15 protein-coding genes are annotated in these 20,787 nt (G+C 70.7%); 7 read left to right on the top strand and 8 right to left on the bottom strand.

All coding sequences use genetic code 11. The annotated features are described in order from the left end of the window. Positions 1-84 precede the first annotated feature (84 nt). From DTB53_RS04970 to DTB53_RS04960, 3 genes are all read left to right on the top strand, one after another. On the top strand, positions 85-3,954 hold the full coding sequence (locus tag DTB53_RS04970) for an endo-alpha-N-acetylgalactosaminidase family protein (protein ID WP_042498286.1): 3,870 nt from the start codon (positions 85-87) through the stop codon (positions 3,952-3,954). A 264-nt stretch (positions 3,955-4,218) separates the two neighbouring features. Further along, positions 4,219-5,802 carry an acyl-CoA carboxylase subunit beta gene (locus DTB53_RS04965; protein WP_003966017.1) on the top strand — a complete coding sequence of 528 codons (1,584 nt, stop codon included), beginning with the start codon at positions 4,219-4,221 and terminating at the stop codon, positions 5,800-5,802. 70 nt (positions 5,803-5,872) lie between these two features. After that, positions 5,873-6,076 (top strand): acyl-CoA carboxylase subunit epsilon, encoded by a 204-nt coding sequence (locus tag DTB53_RS04960; protein ID WP_003966016.1) that lies wholly within the window; start codon positions 5,873-5,875, stop codon positions 6,074-6,076. An 82-nt stretch (positions 6,077-6,158) separates the two neighbouring features. Here the strand turns inward: DTB53_RS04960 and DTB53_RS04955 are convergent, their stop codons facing one another. From DTB53_RS04955 to DTB53_RS04920, 8 genes are all read right to left on the bottom strand, one after another. Next, positions 6,159-6,740: a GTP-binding protein gene (locus DTB53_RS04955; RefSeq protein WP_014048542.1), complete on the bottom strand. Its 582-nt coding sequence runs from the start codon at positions 6,738-6,740 to the stop codon at positions 6,159-6,161. Continuing rightward, positions 6,721-7,380, bottom strand: a complete 660-nt coding sequence (locus DTB53_RS04950) for a DUF742 domain-containing protein (protein ID WP_003966014.1) — start codon at positions 7,378-7,380, stop codon at positions 6,721-6,723. The genes DTB53_RS04955 and DTB53_RS04950 overlap by 20 nt, the downstream gene beginning before the upstream one ends. A gap of 89 nt (positions 7,381-7,469) precedes the next feature. Further along, positions 7,470-7,883, bottom strand: a complete 414-nt coding sequence (locus DTB53_RS04945) for a roadblock/LC7 domain-containing protein (RefSeq protein WP_006127847.1) — start codon at positions 7,881-7,883, stop codon at positions 7,470-7,472. A 10-nt stretch (positions 7,884-7,893) separates the two neighbouring features. Continuing rightward, the gene (locus tag DTB53_RS04940; RefSeq protein ID WP_012378871.1) at positions 7,894-11,121 is read right to left on the bottom strand and encodes a sensor histidine kinase; all 3,228 of its coding nucleotides are present in this window, start codon (positions 11,119-11,121) and stop codon (positions 7,894-7,896) included. 361 nt (positions 11,122-11,482) lie between these two features. Further along, positions 11,483-12,064 (bottom strand): GTP-binding protein, encoded by a 582-nt coding sequence (locus tag DTB53_RS04935; protein WP_003966011.1) that lies wholly within the window; start codon positions 12,062-12,064, stop codon positions 11,483-11,485. Continuing rightward, positions 12,045-12,452, bottom strand: coding sequence for a DUF742 domain-containing protein (locus tag DTB53_RS04930; RefSeq protein WP_003966010.1), 408 nt, complete (start codon positions 12,450-12,452; stop codon positions 12,045-12,047). Before DTB53_RS04930 ends, DTB53_RS04935 begins: the two co-directional genes overlap by 20 nt. 135 nt (positions 12,453-12,587) lie before the next feature. After that, complete coding sequence (locus tag DTB53_RS04925; protein WP_006127850.1) at positions 12,588-13,001, bottom strand: roadblock/LC7 domain-containing protein; 414 nt, start codon at positions 12,999-13,001, stop codon at positions 12,588-12,590. 9 nt (positions 13,002-13,010) lie between these two features. Continuing rightward, a complete protein-coding gene (locus DTB53_RS04920; protein WP_012378870.1) occupies positions 13,011-16,796 on the bottom strand; it encodes a sensor histidine kinase in 3,786 nt (1,261 codons plus the stop codon). A 584-nt stretch (positions 16,797-17,380) separates the two neighbouring features. Between DTB53_RS04920 and DTB53_RS04915 the strand changes: the two genes are divergently transcribed. From DTB53_RS04915 to DTB53_RS04900, 4 genes are all read left to right on the top strand, one after another. Beyond that, on the top strand, positions 17,381-17,563 hold the full coding sequence (locus DTB53_RS04915; RefSeq protein ID WP_003966007.1) for a hypothetical protein: 183 nt from the start codon (positions 17,381-17,383) through the stop codon (positions 17,561-17,563). A gap of 93 nt (positions 17,564-17,656) precedes the next feature. Further along, complete coding sequence (locus tag DTB53_RS04910) at positions 17,657-18,442, top strand: fumarylacetoacetate hydrolase family protein (RefSeq protein WP_003966006.1); 786 nt, start codon at positions 17,657-17,659, stop codon at positions 18,440-18,442. After that, positions 18,435-19,949, top strand: coding sequence for a glutamate--tRNA ligase (gltX, locus tag DTB53_RS04905; RefSeq protein WP_012378869.1), 1,515 nt, complete (start codon positions 18,435-18,437; stop codon positions 19,947-19,949). The genes DTB53_RS04910 and gltX overlap by 8 nt, the downstream gene beginning before the upstream one ends. Before the next feature lie 99 nt (positions 19,950-20,048). Then, on the top strand, positions 20,049-20,768 hold the full coding sequence (locus DTB53_RS04900; RefSeq protein WP_012378868.1) for an HAD family hydrolase: 720 nt from the start codon (positions 20,049-20,051) through the stop codon (positions 20,766-20,768). The last annotated feature ends 19 nt before the right edge of the window (positions 20,769-20,787 follow it).

The raw sequence follows: 20,787 nt of genomic DNA, 5'->3' as shown, positions 1-20,787 counted from the left end.
TAACGCCCGGGGTTGTTGGACGGAGCCGACCCCCGGAGCCGAAGTTCGTTGACGATGTCCGGACACGGCGACTACTCAGGGGCCATGTCGCCAAGATTCCCTCGCCCCGGCCTGGTCGCCGCGGCCTCCGCTGCCGTCCTGGCGCTCGTGGGGGCCGCCCTCCCCGCCGCAGCCGCCGATCCGTCCCCCGCCCCGGCCGGGGCGGCGCGGCCCGCCGGATCCGCCGTCATCGGATCCGACCGGCTCGCCGTCGCCGTCGCCGACGACTTCCCGCGCGTCCTGTCGTACACCGACCGGGCGAGCGGCGAGCAACTGCTCGGCTCCACCCGGCCGGTCACCGCCGTCACCCTCAACGGGACCGCCCACCCGGTGAAGCTCAAGGGCAAGCCGAAGACCACCCGCTCCGCCGCCCGCTACACGCTCGCCTTCGACTCCCTGCCGGGCGTCGAGATCGACGCCTCGCTCACCGTCTCCGGGCGGGCCACCACCTTCAAGGTGACCGCCGTCCGCGACACCTCCGCCTTCCGGGTCGGGACCATCGACATCCCCGGGCACGACCTGATCTCCGTCGGCTCCACCGAGTCCGGGGCCGCCACCGCGTTCACGAAGCTCGACCCGGACTCCACCCGCACCGCCGACGTCTTCGCGAAGGTCACCGGGGAGACCAAGCCCGACCCCGCGCCCGTCGGGGCCAGTTACGCGCTCCTCAACACCGGCTCCCTGGCCGCGGCCATCGAGTCCAACTCCTCGTACGACAAGCCCTCCGGGGCCACCGGCGGCGACGACGCCCGCTTCTGGCACCAGGCGCGCACCGAGGAGGGCGGCGGCGTCCGGGTCGGCGCCTGGTCCGGCCAGTGGACCTACCGGGGCGAGGGCGCGCCCAGGCCCGAGAGCGGCGAGAACCTGCCCTGGGCCAAGGTCGTCGTCACCCCGGACGCCAACGGCGACAAGGCCGTCGACTGGCAGGACGGGGCCGTGGCCTTCCGCTCCATCGGCGTCACCGCGCCCGGCAGCGAGAACACGGCCGAGCGGGTCGTCACCCACATCCCGTTCAACTTCGCCAGCCAGGCCACCCACCCCTTCCTGCGCACCCTGGACGACGTCAAGCGGATCTCGAAGGCCACCGACGGCCTCGGCCAGCTCGCCGTCCTCAAGGGATACGGCTCCGAGGGCCACGACTCCGCCCACCCGGACTACGGCGGCAACTACAACAAGCGGGCCGGCGGGCTGAAGGACCTCAACACCCTGCTCAAGGACGGCGAGAAGTGGGGCGCCGACTTCGGCGTGCACGTCAACGCCACCGAGTCCTACCCGGAGGCCAAGGCCTTCTCCGAGCAGCTCGTCGACAAGACCAAGCCCGGCTGGAACTGGCTCAACCAGAGCTACTACATCGACCAGCGCCGCGACATCAACAGCGGCGACCTGGAGAAGCGGTTCAGGCAGCTGCGCGACGAGACCCACAGGAACCTCGACTTCCTCTACATCGACGTCTACTACAGCCACGGCTGGATCGCCGACAAGACCATCCAGGCCGTCCAGAAGCAGGGCTGGACCGTCGGCACCGAATGGGCCGACAAGTTCGAGCGCGCCTCCCTCTGGTCCCACTGGGCCAACGACCTCAACTACGGCGGGGCCACCAACAAGGGCCTGAACTCCCGGATCATCCGGTTCATCCGCAACGGCGAGAAGGACATCTGGAACAACCACCCGGTCCTCGGCCAGAGCGCCCTGGAGGACTTCGAGGGCTGGACCGGCGAGACCGACTGGAACGCCTTCACCGCCAACATCTGGCAGAAGAACCTCCCCGCCAAGTACCTCCAGCAGCAGAGGATCACCCGCTGGGACGGCAATGACATCACCTTCACCGGCGGGGTGCGCGGCACGGTCGAGGACGGCAGGCGGACCTTCTATGACCAGGGCCGCAAGGTGCTCAGCGGCACCGACTACCTGCTGCCGTGGGACGGCGGCAAGAAGCTCTACCACTACAGCGAGACCGGTGGGACCAGCAGCTGGGAGGTGCCCGGCACGGGCCCGTACACCGTCTACGAGCTGTCCGACAACGGCCGGAAGAAGGTCGCCACCGTACGCCCGGAGAACGGCGGGATCACCCTCACCGCAGCCGCCGGACAGGCCTACGTCCTCTACCCCGACCGTGCGCCGAAGGAGACGGACCCCGCCTGGGGGAAGGGCACCGGTCTGAAGGACCCCGGCTTCAACGACCGTGACCTGAAGGGCTGGACGAAGACCGGCACCGCCGTCCGCGACACCGACGAGCAGGGCCGCAACAGCGCCCGGCTCTCCGGCTCGGGCCCCGCCGCGATCTCCCAGACCGTCACCGGCCTCAAGCCCGGCAAGCGCTACACCGCCTCCGCCCTGATCGAGGTCGAGCCCGGCGCGAGCCGGCGTACGGTGATCAGCGCCGGCGGGAAATCGGTCGCCGTCGAGCGCTCCACGGCCGAGGACTTCGTCGCCGCTTCCGACTGGCACGGCACCCGCTTCCAGCGGGCCAAGGTCAACTTCACCGCCCCCGCGAACGGCCGCACCACCCTGCGCGTCGAGGCGGCGGCGGGCTCCGGGGCCACGGTCCGCGCCGACGACGTACGGATCGTCGAGAACGCCCCCGCCACCCGCACCGGCACCGTGGCGTACGAGGACTTCGAGGCCGTCGACCAGGGCTGGGGCCCCTTCCTCAAGGGCGACGCGGGCGGCTCCACCGACCCCCGCACCCACGTCTCCCAGCTGAACGCCCCGTACACCCGGGCCGGCTGGAACGGGAAGCTCATCGACGACGTGCTCGACGGGAAGGAGTCCCTGAAGTCCCACGAGGAGAACACCGGACTCGTCTACCGCACCGCGCCCTGGACCGTCCCGATGAAGGACGGCCACCGGTACGAGGTCGCCTTCGACTACCAGTCCAGCCACGCCGGGGCCTACAGCTGGGTGGAGGGCTACGACCGGGTCGCCGACGGCAAGGCCTCCTCCACCGAGACCCGCGCCACCCCGATCGGGCAGCAGCGCACCACCGGGAAGTTCAGCCGGACCCTCACCGCGGGCTGCGGCGACACCTGGACCGGGCTGCGCAAGCTGCCCGGAGCACCCGAGGGCGCGGACTTCGTGCTCGACGGCTTCACCGTCACCGACCTCGGGCCGGCCCCGGCAGGGCAGGAGGCCGTCTGCGGCACCCTCGGCGTGGCCGCCGGCGCCGAGACCCTGGAGCCGGGAGCCCCGAACACCGTGAAGGCGACCTTCGGCAACGACGAGGCGAGCGCCGCCACCGGCGTGAAGCTCGCGCTGACCGTGCCCGAGGGCTGGCAGGCCGAGCCCGTGGGCCCGGTCGCCTTCGACTCGGTCGCCCCCGGGGCCAAGGCCACCGGCAGCTGGCGGGTCACCCCGCCGGTCGACGCCCCCTACGGCACGTACGCGCTGGACGCGAAGGCCACGTACAGCGTCGGCGGAGCGGCCAGAGCGCTCGGCGCGGGAACCTCCGTCCGTACGCTCCCGCCGCCGCCCACCGCGGACAGCTGGGCCGGCGACCTCGACTGGACCGCCTCGCAGAACGGCTGGGGTCCCGTCGAGCGCGACCGCTCCAACGGGGAGGCCGGGGCCGGCGACGGAGGCCCCCTGAAGATCGGCGGCGTCACCTACGCCAAGGGCCTGGGCACCCACGCCCCGGCGAAGATCCGCTACTACCTGGGCGGGAAGTGCACCTCCTTCACCGCCGAGGTGGGCGTGGACGACGTCCAGACGACCCGGGGCAGTGTGCGGTTCTCGGTCACCGCCGACGGTACGGAGAAGGCGGCGTCACCCGTGCTGGGGGCGGCCGACCCCGCCTGGAAGCTCACCGCCGACGTCACCGGCGCGAAGTACGTCGAGCTGATCGTCCAGGACGGCGGCGACGGCAACGGCAACGACCACGCGGACTGGGGCGATGCCCGCTTCCACTGCGGAGACTGACCGCCGGCCGCCCGGCGTCCCGGGCGCGGTGGACGGCGGGGGAGACCGGCCGCGCCATACTGAGGGGGCCCCTGCGGGCCCCCTCAGGGGCGTGTGGCCCACGGCACAGCCACTCTTGTGGGGTCCTCACAACCGAAAGCGGCGTTTCGCTGGTGGATCGCGTGCACGGCGGCGTGGTTCTGTTCACTCCCACCACGAAACCGGGCAGGAGACTGTACAGAGTCGACGGCGAGATTTCTGGGTCGGTGTTCGTAGGGTCAGTACATGACCGTTGTGGACGAAACCCAGGGTGAGCCGACCGACGCCCGAGGCCGGGTGGCCGAACTGCTGGCCCTGCGCGAGCAGGCGCGGCGCGGACCGAGCGAGCGGGCGACCGAGGCGCAGCACGCCAAGGGGAAGCTGACCGCGCGGGAGCGGATCGAGCTGCTGCTGGACCCGGGTTCGTTCAAGGAGGTCGAGCAGCTGCGCCGGCACCGGGCGACCGGTTTCGGCCTGGAGGCGAAGAAGCCGTACACCGACGGTGTCATCACCGGCTGGGGCACGGTCGAGGGCCGCACGGTCTTCGTCTACGCGCACGACTTCCGGATCTTCGGCGGGGCGCTGGGCGAGGCGCACGCCACGAAGATCCACAAGATCATGGACATGGCCATCTCGGCCGGGGCTCCGCTGGTGTCGCTGAACGACGGCGCCGGGGCGCGTATCCAGGAGGGCGTCTCGGCGCTCGCCGGCTACGGCGGGATCTTCCAGCGCAACACCCGCGCCTCCGGTGTCATCCCGCAGATCAGCGTGATGCTCGGCCCGTGCGCGGGCGGCGCGGCCTACAGCCCGGCGCTGACCGACTTCGTGTTCATGGTCCGTGAGACCTCGCAGATGTTCATCACCGGACCGGACGTCGTGAAGGCGGTCACCGGCGAGGAGATCACCCAGAACGGCCTCGGCGGCGCGGACGTGCACGCCGAGACCTCGGGCGTCGCGCACTTCGCCTACGACGACGAGGAGACCTGCATCGCCGAGGTCCGCTACCTCATCGGGATGCTGCCCTCGAACAACCGCGAGAACCCGCCGACGGTGGAGAGCGACGACCCCGCCGACCGGCGCGGCGACGTCCTGCTGGACCTGGTCCCGGCCGACGGCAACCGCCCGTACGACATGCACAAGGTGATCGAGGAGCTCGTCGACGACGGCGACTACCTGGAGATCCACGAGCGCTGGGCCCGCAACATCATCTGTGCGATGGCCCGCCTGGACGGCCAGGTCGTCGGCATCGTCGCCAACCAGCCGCAGTCGCTGGCCGGGGTGCTGGACATCGAGGCCTCCGAGAAGGCCGCGCGGTTCGTCCAGATGTGCGACGCCTTCAACATCCCGATCATCACCCTTCTGGACGTCCCCGGCTTCCTGCCGGGCGTCGACCAGGAGCACGGTGGGATCATCCGCCACGGAGCGAAGCTGCTCTACGCCTACTGCAACGCCACCGTGCCGCGGATCTCGCTGATCCTGCGGAAGGCCTACGGAGGCGCGTACATCGTCATGGACAGCCAGTCCATCGGAGCCGACCTCACCTACGCCTGGCCCACCAACGAGATCGCGGTGATGGGCGCCGAGGGAGCGGCCAACGTGATCTTCCGCCGGCAGATCGCCGACGCCGAGGACCCCGAGGCCATGCGCACCCGCATGGTCAAGGAGTACAAGGCCGAGCTGATGCACCCCTACTACGCGGCCGAGCGCGGCCTCGTCGACGACGTCATCGACCCCGCCGAGACCCGCGAGGTGCTCATCGCCTCGCTCGCCATGCTCCGCAGCAAGCACGCCGACCTGCCGTCCCGCAAGCACGGCAACCCCCCGCAGTAGTCACCTCCGCAGCGGCGCGATCCGCCGCACGGTCCACGACATCCTGCCGAGAAGACGGAGACACCCCACCATGAGCCTCACCCCCGCCGAGTCCGTCCTGCGCGTCGAGAAGGGCCACGCGGCCCCCGAGGAGCTGGCGGCCATCACCGCCGTCCTGATGGCCCGCGCCGCCGCCCAGCCCGCCGCCCCCGCCCACCGCGGCCGTGACACCGCCGGCTGGCGCCGTCTGGAGCGCACGCCGGGCTTCCGCGCCCCGCACAGCTGGCAGGGCTGACCACCCCCGCCGGACGTTACGAGAAGGGCCCCGCACTCCTCGGGAGTGCGGGGCCCTTCTCCGTACGGGACCGGCGGGCGCCCTAGCGCAGCCGCGCCATCAGGGCGTGCTCGACCAGCGTGATGAGCGCGCTCTTGGCGTCCGCGCGGTGGCGGGCGTCCGTCGTCAGGATCGGGGTGTCCGGTCCGATCTGGAGTGCTTCGCGTACCTCGTCGGGGGTGTAGGGCTGGTGTCCGTCGAAGCCGTTGAGGGCGATGACGAAGGGGAGGCCGCTGTTCTCGAAGTAGTCGACCGCGGGGAAGCAGTCGGCGAGGCGGCGGGTGTCGACGAGGACGACGGCGCCGATGGCGCCGCGGACCAGGTCGTCCCACATGAACCAGAAGCGGTCCTGACCGGGCGTACCGAAGAGGTACAGGATCAGGTCCTGGTCGAGCGTGATGCGGCCGAAGTCCATGGCCACCGTCGTGGTGGTCTTGTCCCCGGTGTGGGTCAGATCGTCGATGCCCGCCGAGGCGGACGTCATCACGGCTTCGGTGCGCAGCGGGTTGATCTCCGAAACGGCACCGACAAACGTGGTCTTACCCACGCCGAAGCCCCCTGCCACCACGATCTTCGCCGAGGTAGTGGAGCGGGCCGCTCCGCCGCTAGAGCTTGCGAAGTCCACTGAGCACCCTTTCGAGCAGTGTCACATCTGGCTGGCCGCCGGCGGCCTCGTCGCCGCCGGGCTGATGGATAGCGACGAGTCCGGCCTCGGCCAGGTCGGCGACGAGGATCCGGGCAACGCCGAGGGGGATCGAGAGAAGGGCCGAGATCTCGGCCACCGACTTGATCTCGATGCAGAGCCGGCAGATCCGCTGGTGCTCGGGCAACTGCCCTTGCAGCCGGGACAGATCGGCCGTGGTGCTGACCAGCGCCTCGATGGCGAGCTGGTAACGCGGTCGGGTCCGGCCGCCGGTCATGGCGTACGGACGGACCAGCGGGTTGTGCGCGGCGGGCTTGGCGGGCTCGGGGGCCCGCCGCTGCTGCACCGGCTGAATGCGCGACTGCTGGGGGGCGTCGTACCGCTGGGGCTGCTGCGGTTGCTGCGGCCACCCCGCGCCCGGCTGCTGCTGCGGGGGCCACTCGGACCCCTGCGCACCGTGAGGGCCCTGCTGTTGCTGGTGGTGCTGCGGCTCCTGGTATGGCTGGTAGTGGCCTGGACCCTGCCCGCCAGGTGCGGCAGGGAAGCCGAAACGGTTGTCACCGTGCTCACCCGGAACCCTCTGGTCACCGTTGTATGGGTGCCCGCCTGTGGGTGCTGCCACGTTTCCTCCTCCGACTGCCGGTCACCGATTCCCGTGGGCCGCGCCACCGCACATTATGGCGCGGTGGCGAGAAACGCACTGTCTGTCTGCTAGTTAAGAAGACTTCCCTGAAGTTCGGCGCGGAGGTCCGGTGTCAGGACACTGCCCGCGCGGTCGACCAGAAGGGCCATTTCGTACCCGACCAGACCGATATCGGCGTCCGGGTGGGCCAGGACGGCGAGAGAGGATCCGTCGGAGATGGACATGATGAAGAGGAATCCACGCTCCATCTCCACAACGGTCTGATTCACGGCGCCGCCCTCGAAGATCCGCGAGGCGCCCGCGGTCAGCGACGTCAGACCGGAGGCGACGGCCGCCAGCTGGTCGGCGCGGTCGCGCGGGAAACCCTCGGACATCGCCAGCAGGAGTCCGTCGGCGGAGACCACCACCGTGTGCGACACCCCGGGGGTGTTGTCCACGAAGTTGGTGATCAACCAGTTGAGATTCTGCGCCGCCTGGCTCATCGGGCTCACACTAACGCTCCTGGTTGTAGGTGGTACTGGTGTCCGAACCCTCGCTGCGTCCCCGCTGGATCCCCCGCCGCAGGTTGCTCAACCTGCCGCGGACGTCCTCGGGCGCGCGGGAGACCTGTGGGCCGCCCTGCTGGGTCTGCTCCGCCGTGCCCTCGACCAAGTTGGCCTTGGGCACGCGCCGGGGGAGGCCGGAGGGGGTGATTCCGCCCGCCTTCGGCTCGCGGAGCTTCTCGGCCCGCTCCCAGCGCTCGTCGTTCGTCGAGCGCCAGTCGTCGGTGCCGTCCCCGTCCGTCTGCGGCTCCTGCCGCTGTTCCTGCCGCGGCTGGGGCCCCGGAGCCGGATCGGGCTGGTCGTTGCCGCGGCCGCCGGGGCCGGGCTGCCAGTGCTGCTGAGCGCCGCGGCGCGGCAGACCGGCTTCGGTCAGCTCGTGGCCGACGTTCGGGGTGGGACCCGGACGGTCGAAGCCTACGCGCTCCGACGGCTCCGCGGGCGTGCTCGGAACAGATTCCGATTCGGCGGGAGCGATCGGCTCATAAGTGTTCTGGAAACCACTCTGAACAGGCCAATCATCCTGGTGGGACGGGTCCGGCGACGCCGCGTACGGGTCGGCGTACTGACCCTGCCGGCCCTGCTGATCGGCATATGCCGATTCCGTATAGCCGTCTCCCGGGTGCTGCTGCGGCTGCTGGTCCTGCTGCGCGTAGCCGTCCCCGGCGCCGTACCGCTGCTGCTCGTAGGTCTCCTGGTACGGCTGCTGCTGCCCGTACGGGTCCTGGCCGTAGCGATCGCCGGCGTACCCCTGCTGCGGCTGCCCGCCGTACGGGTCGCCCGCGTACGACTCCGGCGCGTAGCCCCGCTGTTCCCGGGCGTCCTCCCCGAACGGGCCGCCCGGGCCCGTCTGCGCCTCCAGGGCCGCCCTGCGCTCCTCGCGCATCAGCGAGCGGTTGACCGGGTCCAGCTGACCCGGGTCCGCCGGGGCCTCGTAGCGCGAGTCGTCGAAGCCGAGCTCCGCCGCCGTGCGCATCGGGGCCTGCTGCGGCGCCGGCTCGAAGGCCTGCTGCTGCTCGGGGATGATCGAGGAGACGGTGAAGTCGTCCTGTCCGGCGCCCGGTTCGCCACCGCCACCGTGGGTGATGGCGTCCGGCAGCATCACCAGCGAGGTGGTCCCGGCCTGCTCGCCCGAGGGGCGCAGCTGGACCCGGATCCCGTGCCGGTCGGCCAGCCGGCCGACCACGAACAGGCCCATGCGCTGGGAGACCGCTGCGTCCACGGTCGGCGGGTTGGCCAGCTTGTGGTTGATGTCGGCGAAGTCCTCGGCGGTGAGGCCGATGCCCTTGTCGTGGATCTCGACCATGACCCGGCCGTCGGGCAGCCGGGTCGCGGTGACCTTGACCTTCGTCTGCGGCGAGGAGAACGTGGTGGCGTTCTCCAGCAGCTCGGCCAGCAGGTGGACGAGGTCGGTGACGGCCTGCCCGTGGATCTCGCTCTCCGGCACGCCGGTCAGCTGGATGCGCTCGTAGGACTCCACCTCGGAGGAGGCGGCCCGCAGGACGTCCACCAGCGGCACCGGCTGGTTCCAGCGGCGGCCGGGCTCCTCGCCCGCGAGGACGAGGAGGTTCTCGCCGTTGCGGCGCATACGGGTCGCCAGGTGGTCCAGCTTGAAGAGGCTCTCCAGCTGGTCCGGGTCGGCCTCGTTGTTCTCCAGGTCGGTGATGAGGGTCAGCTGGCCCTCGATGAGCGACTGGTTGCGGCGCGAGAGGTTCGTGAAGATCGCGTTGACGTTGCCCCGCAGCATGGCCTGCTCGGCGGCGAGCCGGACGGCCTCGCGGTGCACCTGGTCGAAGGCGCGGGCGACCTCGCCGATCTCGTCCTGGGTGGTGATCGGGATCGGCTGCACCCGGGTGTCGACCCGGCCCGGGTCGGTGCGCGAGAGCTGGTCGACGAGGGAGGGCAGCCGCTGCTCGGCGATGCCGAAGGCGGCGGTACGCAGCTGGCGCATCGAGCGGCTCATCTGACGGGCCATGAGCCCGGCCAGGACGAACGCGGCCAGCAGCGCGATGACGACGACGAGGCCGTTGACGATGGCGTCGGTCTTGGCGTCGGACGAGATGCTCGCGGCCTCGTCCACCGCCTTGGTGACCAGCTCGTCCTCGACGGTGGCGTACCCCTCGAACTTCGCGGTCGCCGCCGCCATCCAGGTCGCCGGCGTGATGCCCTTCGCCGCCAGCTCCTCGGGGTCCTGCCCCTGGCCGATCTCCCGGGCCATGCCGTCGAAGACCGAGCCGTCGATGCTCGGCGGGGCCACGAAGGGCTCGCCCGCGGCCTCGGCCTGCTCCTTGGCCGCCTTGATCTGCTTGGCCCCCTCGGCGGCCTTGCCGGCCATGACCTGCTTCAGCCGGTCGACGTCGTCCTGGGTGCCCCCGGAGTTGAACTCGCCCAGCGCGATCTGCTCCAGGTAGTTGTAGGAGCCGAAGGCCTTGACCTGGTCGTTGTAGGTCCCCGGCTTCTTGCTCGGGCGCACCAGAAGGTGCATGCCGATCGAGCGCTGAAGCGATTCTGCAGCCTTGGACAGCTCGATCGCGTAGACCGTACGGCCGTAGCTGGTGATGTTGCCGGTGCCGAGGCCGAGCTCGTTGGAGAACTCCATCAGCGAGTGCTGGACCTGGACGTAGCCCTCTTCGGTCTTCACTGGGTCCAGGGCCTGCGAGTAGGCGGCCTTGCGCAGCTCGGGAAGCTTGGGCTCCTCACCCTTGAAAAGCTTCAGACGGCGCTCCAGGCCCGGCTTCGCCGGCATGTCCTTCACCGCGGCGTCGAACTTCCGCGCCGCCTCGTCGGTGGTGGCCCGGGTCTGCTCGACCACATCGGCGTCACGGTCGCCCGAGAGCAGCGGTTCGGCGGTGAGGTCCCGCTCGTTCAGGAGCGCCTGCCCGTAGTCGGACGCGGCGCGCACGACGACCGCGATCCTCTCGGCGTCCTGCGCCTCGCTCCAGGTGTCGATGGAGCCCTTCACCTGGAAGCCGCCCATGACGAGCCCGACCAGCACCGGGATCAGGAGGATCGCGTTCAGCCGGGTGGCCACCCGCCAGTTGCGCGGGGACAGCCGGCTGGTGCTGCCACCACCGGTGGGCTCCGTGCCGGGCGCCTCGGCAGGGGACGGCACGGCGCGCGTCGGCGGGGTGAAGTTGCCCCGCTCGGGCTGCGCCGCGGCGCCCTCGTTGCTTCGCCTCACTCGACCAACAACCTCTCGGCGTCGGCACCTACGCTGTGCCGGATTATTCGTTCAGGGCGGTCCTACTGGGGAGTTCGTCGAATTGCAGCACGGGGACCGGTCCCGTTCCAAACAGTCGGAATCGGCGATTCCGAGTGGCCCAGACCTCAGATAAAACGGGCATAAAGAGCGAGCCCCGTCAAAAGGCGGGGCTCATGTGAGCGCAGTGGCACCGGATGGATGCGTCGGGTGGCGGCGTGGGGTCAATTCTCTCTCGAAACGTTATGAACGCGGGGGCGGATCGTGTCAAACGACACAGGCCGCCCCCGCGTGACTACGGCAACTTCCGTATGCCGGTATCGACTTGCCCCTGATGGAAGGGCTACTTCAGGCGGGCCATCAGGGCGTGCTCGACCAGGGTGATCAGGCCGCTCTTGGCGTCCGCGCGGTGGCGGGCGTCCGTCGTGATGATGGGTGCGTCGGGCCCGATCTGGAGTGCTTCGCGTACCTCGTCGGGGGTGTAGGGCTGGTGTCCGTCGAAGCCGTTGAGGGCGATGACGAAGGGGAGGCCGCTGTTCTCGAAGTAGTCGACCGCGGGGAAGCAGTCGGCGAGGCGGCGGGTGTCGACGAGGACGACGGCGCCGATGGCGCCGCGGACCAGGTCGTCCCACATGAACCAGAAGCGGTCCTGACCGGGGGTACCGAAGAGGTACAGGATCAGGTCCTGGTCGAGCGTGATGCGGCCGAAGTCCATGGCCACCGTCGTGGTGGTCTTGTCCCCGGTGTGGGTCAGATCGTCGATGCCCGCGGACGCGGACGTCATGACGGCCTCGGTGCGCAGCGGGTTGATCTCCGAAACGGCACCGACGAACGTGGTCTTGCCCACGCCGAACCCGCCCGCCACCACGATCTTCGCCGAGGTGGTGGCGCGGCCCGTGCCGCCGCTAGAGCTTGCGAAGTCCACTGAGCACCCTTTCGAGCAGTGTCACATCCGGCGCGCCGCCGGCCTCTCCGTTGCCCGGCTGGTGGATGGCCACCATGCCGGCTTCCGCCAGGTCCGCCACCAGGATCCGGGCGACGCCGAGCGGCATCGACAGCAGCGCCGACACCTCCGCCACCGACTTGACCTCACGGCAGAGGTGGCAGATCCGCTGGTGCTCGGGGAGCAGGGTCCCCAGATGGGCGGGGTCTGCCGTCGTGCTGACCAGTGCCTCTATCGCGAGCTGGTAGCGCGGCCGGGTCCGGCCGCCGGTCATGGCGTAAGGACGAACCAGCGGCTGGTCGCCTTCCCCGTCGTACGACGCGTGGTGCAGTGCGCCGTACGGATCGGGTGAGGCGGGTGGCGGGGTCATGAATCCTCCGGGCGTGACAGCAGGTTCTCGGCTTGCCGTCTGCAAGGGGCCGGTGAGGGGACTAAAGCGGCCTGTCGGGTGAGGGTTGTGGGCATTACCTGGGGGGATCGTGTCGTGAATCCGCTGGATGGCCGCCTAGTGGAGCAGACTTCCTTGGAGTTCGGCGCGGAGGTCGGGCGTGAGGACGGTGCCCGCACGGTCGACCAGGAGGGCCATTTCGTACCCGACCAGACCGATGTCGGCGTCCGGGTGGGCCAGAACGGCCAGTGACGAACCGTCGGAGATGGACATGAGGAAGAGGAATCCCCTCTCCATCTCCACAACCGTCTGACTGACGGCGCCGCCCTCGAAGATCCGGGAGGCGCCCGCGGTCAGCGAGGTGAGGCCGGACGCGACCGCCGCGAGCTGGTCGGCACGGTCGCGCGGGAAACCTTCGGACATCGCCAGCAGCAGGCCATCCGCGGAGACCACCACCGTGTGGGACACCCCTGGGGTGTTGTCCACGAAGTTGGTGATCAGCCAGTTCAGATTCTGCGCGGCCTGACTCATGGGGCTCAACTAACGCTCCTGCTGGTGAGTGGGGCCGAGATGGATACTGCCGGTCTGCGGGCCGTTGTTGGCCTGCCGACCCTGCTGGATGCCCCGGCGGAGATTGGTCAGACGACCGCGCACGTCATCGGGCGCGCGCGAAACCTGTGGTCCGGACTGGTGATTCTGCTGCTGTGCGGTCCCCGGAACCAAATTGGCGCGGGGAACACGGCGGGGCAGCCCGGAAGTGGTGACCCCGCCGGCGGCGGGCTTCTTGACCCGTTCGGCCTGGCGTACGAGCTCGTCGTTGGGCGAGGCCCGCCACGAGCTGGTGACCGAGGGGTCGGCCGCACCACGCCGAGGCATGGGCGGGACCGGCACGTCGGAGGAGCCCGGAGCGGCCGGCGCCTGCGGTTCGGCGGGCGGCTGCTGGCCGCCCTGGCCCGGACCGTGGAACCAGTTCGTCTCCAGGGTGTCGTACAGCGGCGTACGGCCGTCCCCGGGGCCGGCCGGCGGCAGGGCCTCCGGCTGCTGGGGCTGCTGCGGCAGCGCCGGACGGTACGGAGCGGCCTCGCCCGCCGGGGAGGCGGACGGCAGCGGCGCGCCGAAGTCGTTGCCCTCGGGACCGCGGCCCCGCGGCGCGGGCAGCTGCTGCTGACCCTGGTCGTACTGCCCCTGGCCCAGCTGGTTCTGGTCGGGCTGCCGCGGGACGCCGAAGTCGGGCCGCGCGAACTGCGCGGTGCTCGCCGGGTCCTGGCCCTGCGGAACGCCCTGCTGGTACGAGCGGTCCTGGGGAGCCCCCGGCGCCGAGAAGTCGGGCCGGGCGAACTCGGAGGTCGCGCCGGGACCCTGGCGGTCGTCCGACGACGGCTGGTTCAGCGGGGAGGCGAACGGGTCCTGGCCGAGGTCCGACGGACGGGCGAACTGCCCGGTCGCGTCGTGCTCCTCGTGTCCGCGCGCCGTGTCCGCACCCCAGCTGGTGGTCGCGGGCCGCTGCGGCTGCGGGTTGCCCCCGGGCAGCTCGGCACGCGGTCCACCGGGCGGCGGCAGCTGACGGCCGGGGCCGCCGGACTGCTGGAAGCCGCCCTGCGCGGGGCCGTTCTGCTCCGGACCGCCCTGGGGCTGCTGAGCACCCGGGCCCTGCTGGTGCTGCCAGCCGGACGGGCCCTGCTGGTTCGGCGGTGCGAACGGGCCCGGGCGGCCGTTCTGCCCGGAGGAGGGCGGAGCGCCGTGCCCGAACAGGTTGGTCGCGTCACCGCGGCCCGGGGCCTCGCCCTGCGGGCCGCCCTGGGCGCCGCGGGCGCCGAGCCGGGCGTTGTTGCCGAAGGCGCCGGAGAGGCCGCCGCCCTGGCGCTGGGGCGCGGGGCCCGGACCGGGGAAGTCCTGGCCCGGTCCGCCGGTGTTCGGCTGGCCGCCGCCCTGCGGGCCCTGCGGACGGCCGGCCCCGGTGTCCCGGGCCGGCAGCGCCGCCCGGGGACCCGAGCCGACGCCGACCTGGCCGCGCTGGGCGCCCGGTCCACCGCCGAGGCTCTTGGCGCCCGGACCGGCCGGTCCGCCGCCCAGGCCCGGACGCTGGCCGTTGCCGGCGCCGTTCCCGTTGCCCGCGAGCAGACCGCCCGGGGCGCCGGGCTGCTGTCCGGGGCCCTGCTTGGACGGAGGCTGCTTGCCGCCGTGCGCGACGTCGACGGGCAGCATGACCAGCGCGGTCGTACCACCGGAGTCGGAGGGGCGCAGCTGGATCCGGATGCCGTGACGCAGCGACAGCCGGCCGACCACGAACAGACCCATGCGGCGGGAGACGGAGACGTCCACGGTGGGCGGCTGCGCGAGCCGCTCGTTGATCGCGGCGAGGTCCTCGGGGGAGAGGCCGATGCCGGTGTCGTGGATCTCGACGAGGACCCGCCCGTCGGGCAGCGCGTGACCGGTGACCTTGACCTTCGTCTGCGGCGAGGAGAACGAGGTGGCGTTCTCCAGCAGCTCGGCGAGCAGGTGCACGAGGTCGTTGACGACCCGGCCGGCGACCTCGGTGGCGGGCACCGCGGAGAGCTCGATGCGCTCGTACTGCTCCACCTCGGAGGCGGCGGCGCGGAGCACGTCGACCAGCGGGACGGGCCGGGTCCACCGGCGGCCCGGCTCCTCGCCCGCGAGGACGAGGAGGTTCTCGCCGTTACGGCGCATGCGCGTCGCGAGGTGGTCGAGCTTGAAGAGGGAGGACAGCTGGTCCGGGTCGGCCTCGCGGGACTCCAGCTCGGAGATGAGCGAGAGCTGGCGCTGGATGAGGCCCTGCGAGCGGCGCGAGAGGTTGGTGAACATCGCGTTGACGTTGCCCCGGAGGAGGGCCTGCTCGGCGGCGAGCCGGACGGCCTCGCGGTGCACGTCGTCGAAGGCCGCGGCCACCTGGCCGATCTCGTCCCGGGAGTGCACGCCGACCGACTCGACGGAGGTGTCGACGTCCTGCGGGTCGGTCTCGGAGAGCTGCTTGACGAGCTCGGGCAGCCGGTCCTGGGCGACCCGGGTGGCGGTGTCCTGGAGGCGCCGCAGCGAACGGATCATGGAGCGGGCCACCACGAAGGCGCCGACGAGCGAGACGCCGAGCACGATGAGGATGACCGCACCGTTGACGATCGCCTCGCGCTGGGAGGCCTGGCGCAGCTCGCGGGCCTTGGCCTCCATGTCGCTGAGGAGGGTGGCCTCGATCGTCTCCATGGCCTTGATCTTGATGGTCGACTGGTCGTACCAGTCCAGGTACGACCGGACCTGCTTGCCCTCGATCCCGTTCGTGGTGTCCAGGATCCGCTTGGCGTACATGTTCCCGGCGTTGATCTCCGGGTTGCCGTTGTCCAGGGGAGCCATGAGCTCCTCGGCGCTCTCCCCGGTCGTCCCGTAGATCGTCTTGAACGAGGTGAGGGCCCGGGACTCCTTGGCGAGCGCGTTGGAGCCGAACTGCCGGTCGTTCGGGTTGAGGTGCGGCTCCTTGACCGAACCGCCGGGCAGGGCCGCGGCGATGACCGCGCGCTGGACCGAGGCGTACTCCTTGGCGGAGGAGAACGCCGCCAGGGCCCGGGTCCGCTTGATCATGTCCGGGTTGCTGGTCGCCTGCGCCATGTCCTGCGAGAGGCTCAGCAGCGAGGTGATCAGCTGGTTGTACTGGTCGATGGTGTTGAGGCTGGGCGCGCCCTCTTCGTACGCCGTCTTGCGGATCGTACGGATGGTGCCGAGCTGCGAGGCGATCTGCGAGATGCTCGCGTGGATGCTCTCGAGCGCCTCGTCGCCCTCGGAGTCGCCGATCGAGTCGGTCTCGTCGAGGAAGGCGTCCTTGGCCCGGTCGGTCTTGTCCCGGGGCCCGGTGACCTTGTAGTCGGTGGGCTTGGACTTGTTGGACAGCGGACCGGCGGACTGGTCGCGCTCCACCTGGAGCGCCTGGGCGAGCGAGGTCGCCTGCTTGGTCATCTTCGTCAGCAGCTGCATGTGCTCCAGCTGCTGCATGTCGGTCATGGACTCGTTGATCCTCAGACCGCCCAGGGTGGTCGCGGCGACCACGGGGAGGGCGAGGAGCGAGACCAGTCGCGTGCTGATGCGCCAGTTACGGAGCGCGATGCGCGAACCCGTGTCGACCGGTCCGCGCGGCTGTGCGGGCGGGTTCGGCTCCGCGCCGCCGCTCGTCGTGGAGCCCGGGCGCTGCGCGCGGTCGCTGTTGTCGCCGGCGGCGGCCGGCCCGGGGTTCTGGGCGTGCTGGGGCGAGGAACCGCGGTCGGTCCCGCCGCGCGGCTCCTGTTCCGCCGGAGCGCTGCCATCCCTCTTGAAACGTCCCTGCACTAGCGTCGCAACCTCTGGACCAGGCGTCCCGCCCGCGTGTGCGGACAAGAACGGTGTCGGCGTCGTGGGGCGCTGGACGCGCCCCATGGGTGGTCGTGTGAGTGACCGGCGTACTTCCCCCTCCCGCCGCCACTCGGCGCTGCGTTGCGCCCCTGCGCGCCGGCCTGAAACCCGCGGCGGTGCGTGGAATTCCAGCACAGTGCAGGATCTCCAACAAGGGCCGCGTACCGGGCTGTGACCTGCGTGACACGTTGTGATGGCCGGGTGACAAGCAGTGGAGGGTGATCATGGGTAAAGCGGACTATTGCGGAGGACTCGTCTGGGGGTGGAGCGTGTCCCAGACGCGATGATCAGGAGCGGAATGGTGGATTCAGTGGTGCATTGTCCGTTTTCTGGACCATGGTCAACTGTCTGGATTGGGCCAATTGTCTATAAGTTCGTGAGCAAACTCACATGATGATCGTCGCCTCATCCCGGCTTCGGTGGGGAATCGGATGTTTAGCCTGACGCTTTACAGGGATGGCGTATCCGACAAGCCGGCGACGCGACGAGCGACGCCCTCACCGACAGGGTCCTGACGACAGATGAAGACGACGACGATGGTCCGCAACATTGCCAACCCCCGGCGCACCACGCTGGCGCACCTCAAGGACGCCGAAGCCCTGCAGACGCCGTTCCTGCCGGAGCACGCCGCCGAGCTGCCCAACGTCACCGCCAACCCGCGCCGCACCATCCTCATGGAAGCCCCGGTCGCGGCGGCCCGCTAGCCGCTCCGCGATCGGCGAGGCGGAGCCCCTCATCGGCGTTAGCCTGGAGCGTCAGTCTTCAGTCAGCCAGCAAGTGAGGGGCGACAGCATCCCGTGCGCATCGCCAGGTTCTCCATCGACGGCAATGTCGCCTTCGGCGCCGTCGAGGGACAGGGCACCGTGGAATCCGGTGACCTCGTCCTCGACATCATCAAGGGCATTCCGTACGCCGACTTCGAGCTCTCGGGCACCAAGGTCCCGCTGAACAAGGTCCGGCTGCTGCCCCCCGTGCTCCCGAACAAGGTCGTGGCCATCGGCCGCAACTACGCGGAGCACGCCGCCGAACTCGGCCACGAGGTCCCCGACGCGCCGATCACCTTCTTCAAGCCCACCACCTCGGTGATCGGCTCCGGCGACGCGATCGAGTACCCCTCCTTCTCCAACGAGCTGCACCACGAGGCCGAGCTGGCCGTGGTCATCGGCCGCATGTGCCGCGAGGTCCCCCGTGAGCGGGTCGGGGACGTCATCCTCGGCTACACCTGCGCCAACGACGTCACCGCCCGCGACGTGCAGCAGCGGGAGAAGCAGTGGGCCCGCGCCAAGGGCTTCGACACCTCCTGCCCGCTGGGCCCCTGGGTGGAGACCGACGTGGACCCCCACGACCTCACCATCCAGGCGACGGTCAACGGCGAGCAGCGCCAGCTCGGCCGCACGAGCGACATGGTCCGCTCCATCGAGGACCTGGTCGTCCACATCACGGAGGCCATGACGCTGCTCCCGGGCGATGTGATCCTCACGGGCACCCCCGCGGGGGTCGGCCCCCTGCACGTCGGCGACGAGGTCGCCGTCACCATCGAAGGCATCGGCACTCTCACCAACAAGGTGATCAAGCGTGGCTAACGCACCTTTCCCCAAGCTCTCGGCTTCGCTCGACCAGGGGAGGCCCCATCGCGTCCGTTTCTGTCCCTCCCCGACCGGCAACCCCCACGTGGGCCTGGTCCGCACGGCCCTGTTCAACTGGGCCTTCGCCCGGCACCACCAGGGCACCCTGGTCTTCCGGATCGAGGACACCGACGCCGCGCGCGACTCCGAGGAGTCCTACCAGCAGCTGCTCGACTCGATGCGCTGGCTCGGCCTGGACTGGGACGAGGGCCCCGAGATCGGCGGCCCGCACGCCCCCTACCGCCAGTCGCAGCGGATGGACCTGTACAAGGACGTCGCCGAGAAGCTCCTCGCCGCCGGGTACGCCTACCCCTGCTACTGCACCACCGAGGAGCTGGACACCCGCCGCGACGCCGCCCGCGCCGCCGGGAAGCCGTCCGGCTACGACGGCCACTGCCGCGACCTCACCGCCGAGCAGAAGGCCGCGTACGAGGCCGAGGGCCGCACCTCGATCGTCCGCTTCCGGATGCCCGACGAGGCCATCACCTTCACCGACCTGGTCCGCGGCGAGATCACCGTCCAGCCGGAGAACGTCCCCGACTACGGCATCGTCCGTGCCAACGGGGCCCCGCTCTACACGTTGGTCAACCCGGTCGACGACGCCCTGATGGAGATCACCCACGTCCTGCGCGGCGAGGACCTGCTCTCCTCCACCCCGCGCCAGATCGCCCTGTACCGGGCGCTCATCGAGCTGGGCATCGCCAAGGACACCCCGGCCTTCGGCCACCTGCCGTACGTCATGGGCGAGGGCAACAAGAAGCTCTCCAAGCGCGACCCGCAGGCCTCCCTCAACCTCTACCGGGAGCGCGGTTTCCTCCCCGAGGGCCTGCTGAACTACCTCTCGCTGCTCGGCTGGTCGATCGCCGAGGACCGCGACATCTTCTCGATGGACGAGCTGGTCGCCGCGTTCGACATCAAGGACGTCAACGCCAACCCGGCCCGCTTCGACCTCAAGAAGTGCGAGCACATCAACGCCGAGCACATCCGCATGCTCGACGTGAAGACCTTCACCGAGGCCTGCGGCCCCTGGCTGAAGGCCCCCTTCGCGCCCTGGGCCCCCGAGGCCTTCGACGCGGAGAAGTGGACCCGGATCGCCCCGTACGCCCAGACCCGGGTCACGGTGCTCTCCGACATCACCGACAACGTCGACTTCCTCTTCCTCGACGAGCCGGTGGAGGACGAGGCGTCCTGGACCAAGGCGATGAAGGGCGACCCGGTGGCCCTGCTCACCACCGCCCGCGCCAACCTGGAGGCGGCCGACTGGAGCGACCCGGAGTCGCTGAAGAACGCCGTCCTCACCGCCGGTGAGGCCCACGGCCTCAAGCTCGGCAAGGCGCAGGCCCCGGTCCGCGTCGCCGTCACCGGCCGCACGGTGGGCCTGCCGCTCTTCGAGTCCCTGGAGATCCTGGGCCGGGACAGGAGCCTGGCCCGCGTGGACGCGGCGCTGGCCAAGCTGACCGCGTAGACGACACGACGCCCCCCGAGGAGGGCCGCGACCGACCGGCCGCGGCCCTCCTCGGCTTTCCGCCTCCCCGGGCGCCACCGCGCGGCTACCGTGAGCTCCATGCCGATCCGCGCCGTGCTCTGGGACATCGACGACACGATCTTCGACTACGCGAACGCCGACCGCGTCGGCATGCGCCGGCACCTGGAGCGCGAGGGGCTGCCCGAGGCGTACGCCTCGGTGGACGTGGCCCTCGACGCCTGGAAGGCGCTGAGCGTCCGCCACTGGACCCGCATGATCGCCGGCGAGACCGACTTCCGCGGGCAGCGGCGGGACCGGGTGCGCGAGTTCCTCTCCCGCGATCTGGAGGACGCCGAGGCCGAGGCGTGGTTCGGGCGTCACGCCGCCCACTACGAGGCCGCCTGGGCACTCTTCCCGGACGTCCTGCCCGTACTCGACCTGCTGGCCCACGACTACCGGCACGGGATCCTGTCCAACGCCAACACCGACCACCAGCACCACAAGCTCACCGCGCTCGGCGTCCGCGACCGGTTCGAGTCGATGGTCTGCGCCGTGGAACTCGGCATCTCCAAGCCGGAGGCGGGCGCCTTCCACGCGGCCTGCGAGACGCTCGCGCTGGAGCCGCACGAGGTGGCGTACGTGGGCAACGAGCCCGACGTCGACGCCGCGGGCGCCGTCGCCGCCGGGCTGACCGGCATCTGGCTCGACCGGCGGGGCCGGGGCGGGAGGCCGGACCTCGTGACGATCACCGGGCTCGACCAGCTCCCCGGCCTGTTGGCGGGGGATACCCGTTTTGGAGCGCCGGACACCTTCGGGTAATGTTCTTTCTGCGCCGCCC

Origin of the sequence: Streptomyces griseus, assembly GCF_900460065.1 — a bacterium.
Taxonomy (GTDB): Bacteria; Actinomycetota; Actinomycetes; order Streptomycetales; family Streptomycetaceae; genus Streptomyces; species Streptomyces griseus.
Note: the sequence above shows the minus strand (reverse complement) of the source record. Positions and strands in the feature narration are given on the sequence as shown.

Excerpts from the sequence above, each read along its gene's own strand:
- DTB53_RS04970 (WP_042498286.1), top strand. The coding sequence starts at position 85 with ATGTCGCCAAGATTCCCTCGCCCCGGCCTGGTCGCCGCGGCCTCCGCT.
- DTB53_RS04965 (WP_003966017.1), top strand. The coding sequence starts at position 4,219 with ATGACCGTTGTGGACGAAACCCAGGGTGAGCCGACCGACGCCCGAGGC.
- DTB53_RS04960 (WP_003966016.1), top strand. The coding sequence starts at position 5,873 with ATGAGCCTCACCCCCGCCGAGTCCGTCCTGCGCGTCGAGAAGGGCCAC.
- DTB53_RS04900 (WP_012378868.1), top strand. The coding sequence starts at position 20,049 with ATGCCGATCCGCGCCGTGCTCTGGGACATCGACGACACGATCTTCGAC.
- DTB53_RS04915 (WP_003966007.1), top strand. The coding sequence starts at position 17,381 with ATGAAGACGACGACGATGGTCCGCAACATTGCCAACCCCCGGCGCACC.
- DTB53_RS04945 (WP_006127847.1), bottom strand. The coding sequence starts at position 7,883 with ATGAGCCAGGCGGCGCAGAATCTCAACTGGTTGATCACCAACTTCGTG.
- DTB53_RS04930 (WP_003966010.1), bottom strand. The coding sequence starts at position 12,452 with ATGACCCCGCCACCCGCCTCACCCGATCCGTACGGCGCACTGCACCAC.
- DTB53_RS04925 (WP_006127850.1), bottom strand. The coding sequence starts at position 13,001 with ATGAGTCAGGCCGCGCAGAATCTGAACTGGCTGATCACCAACTTCGTG.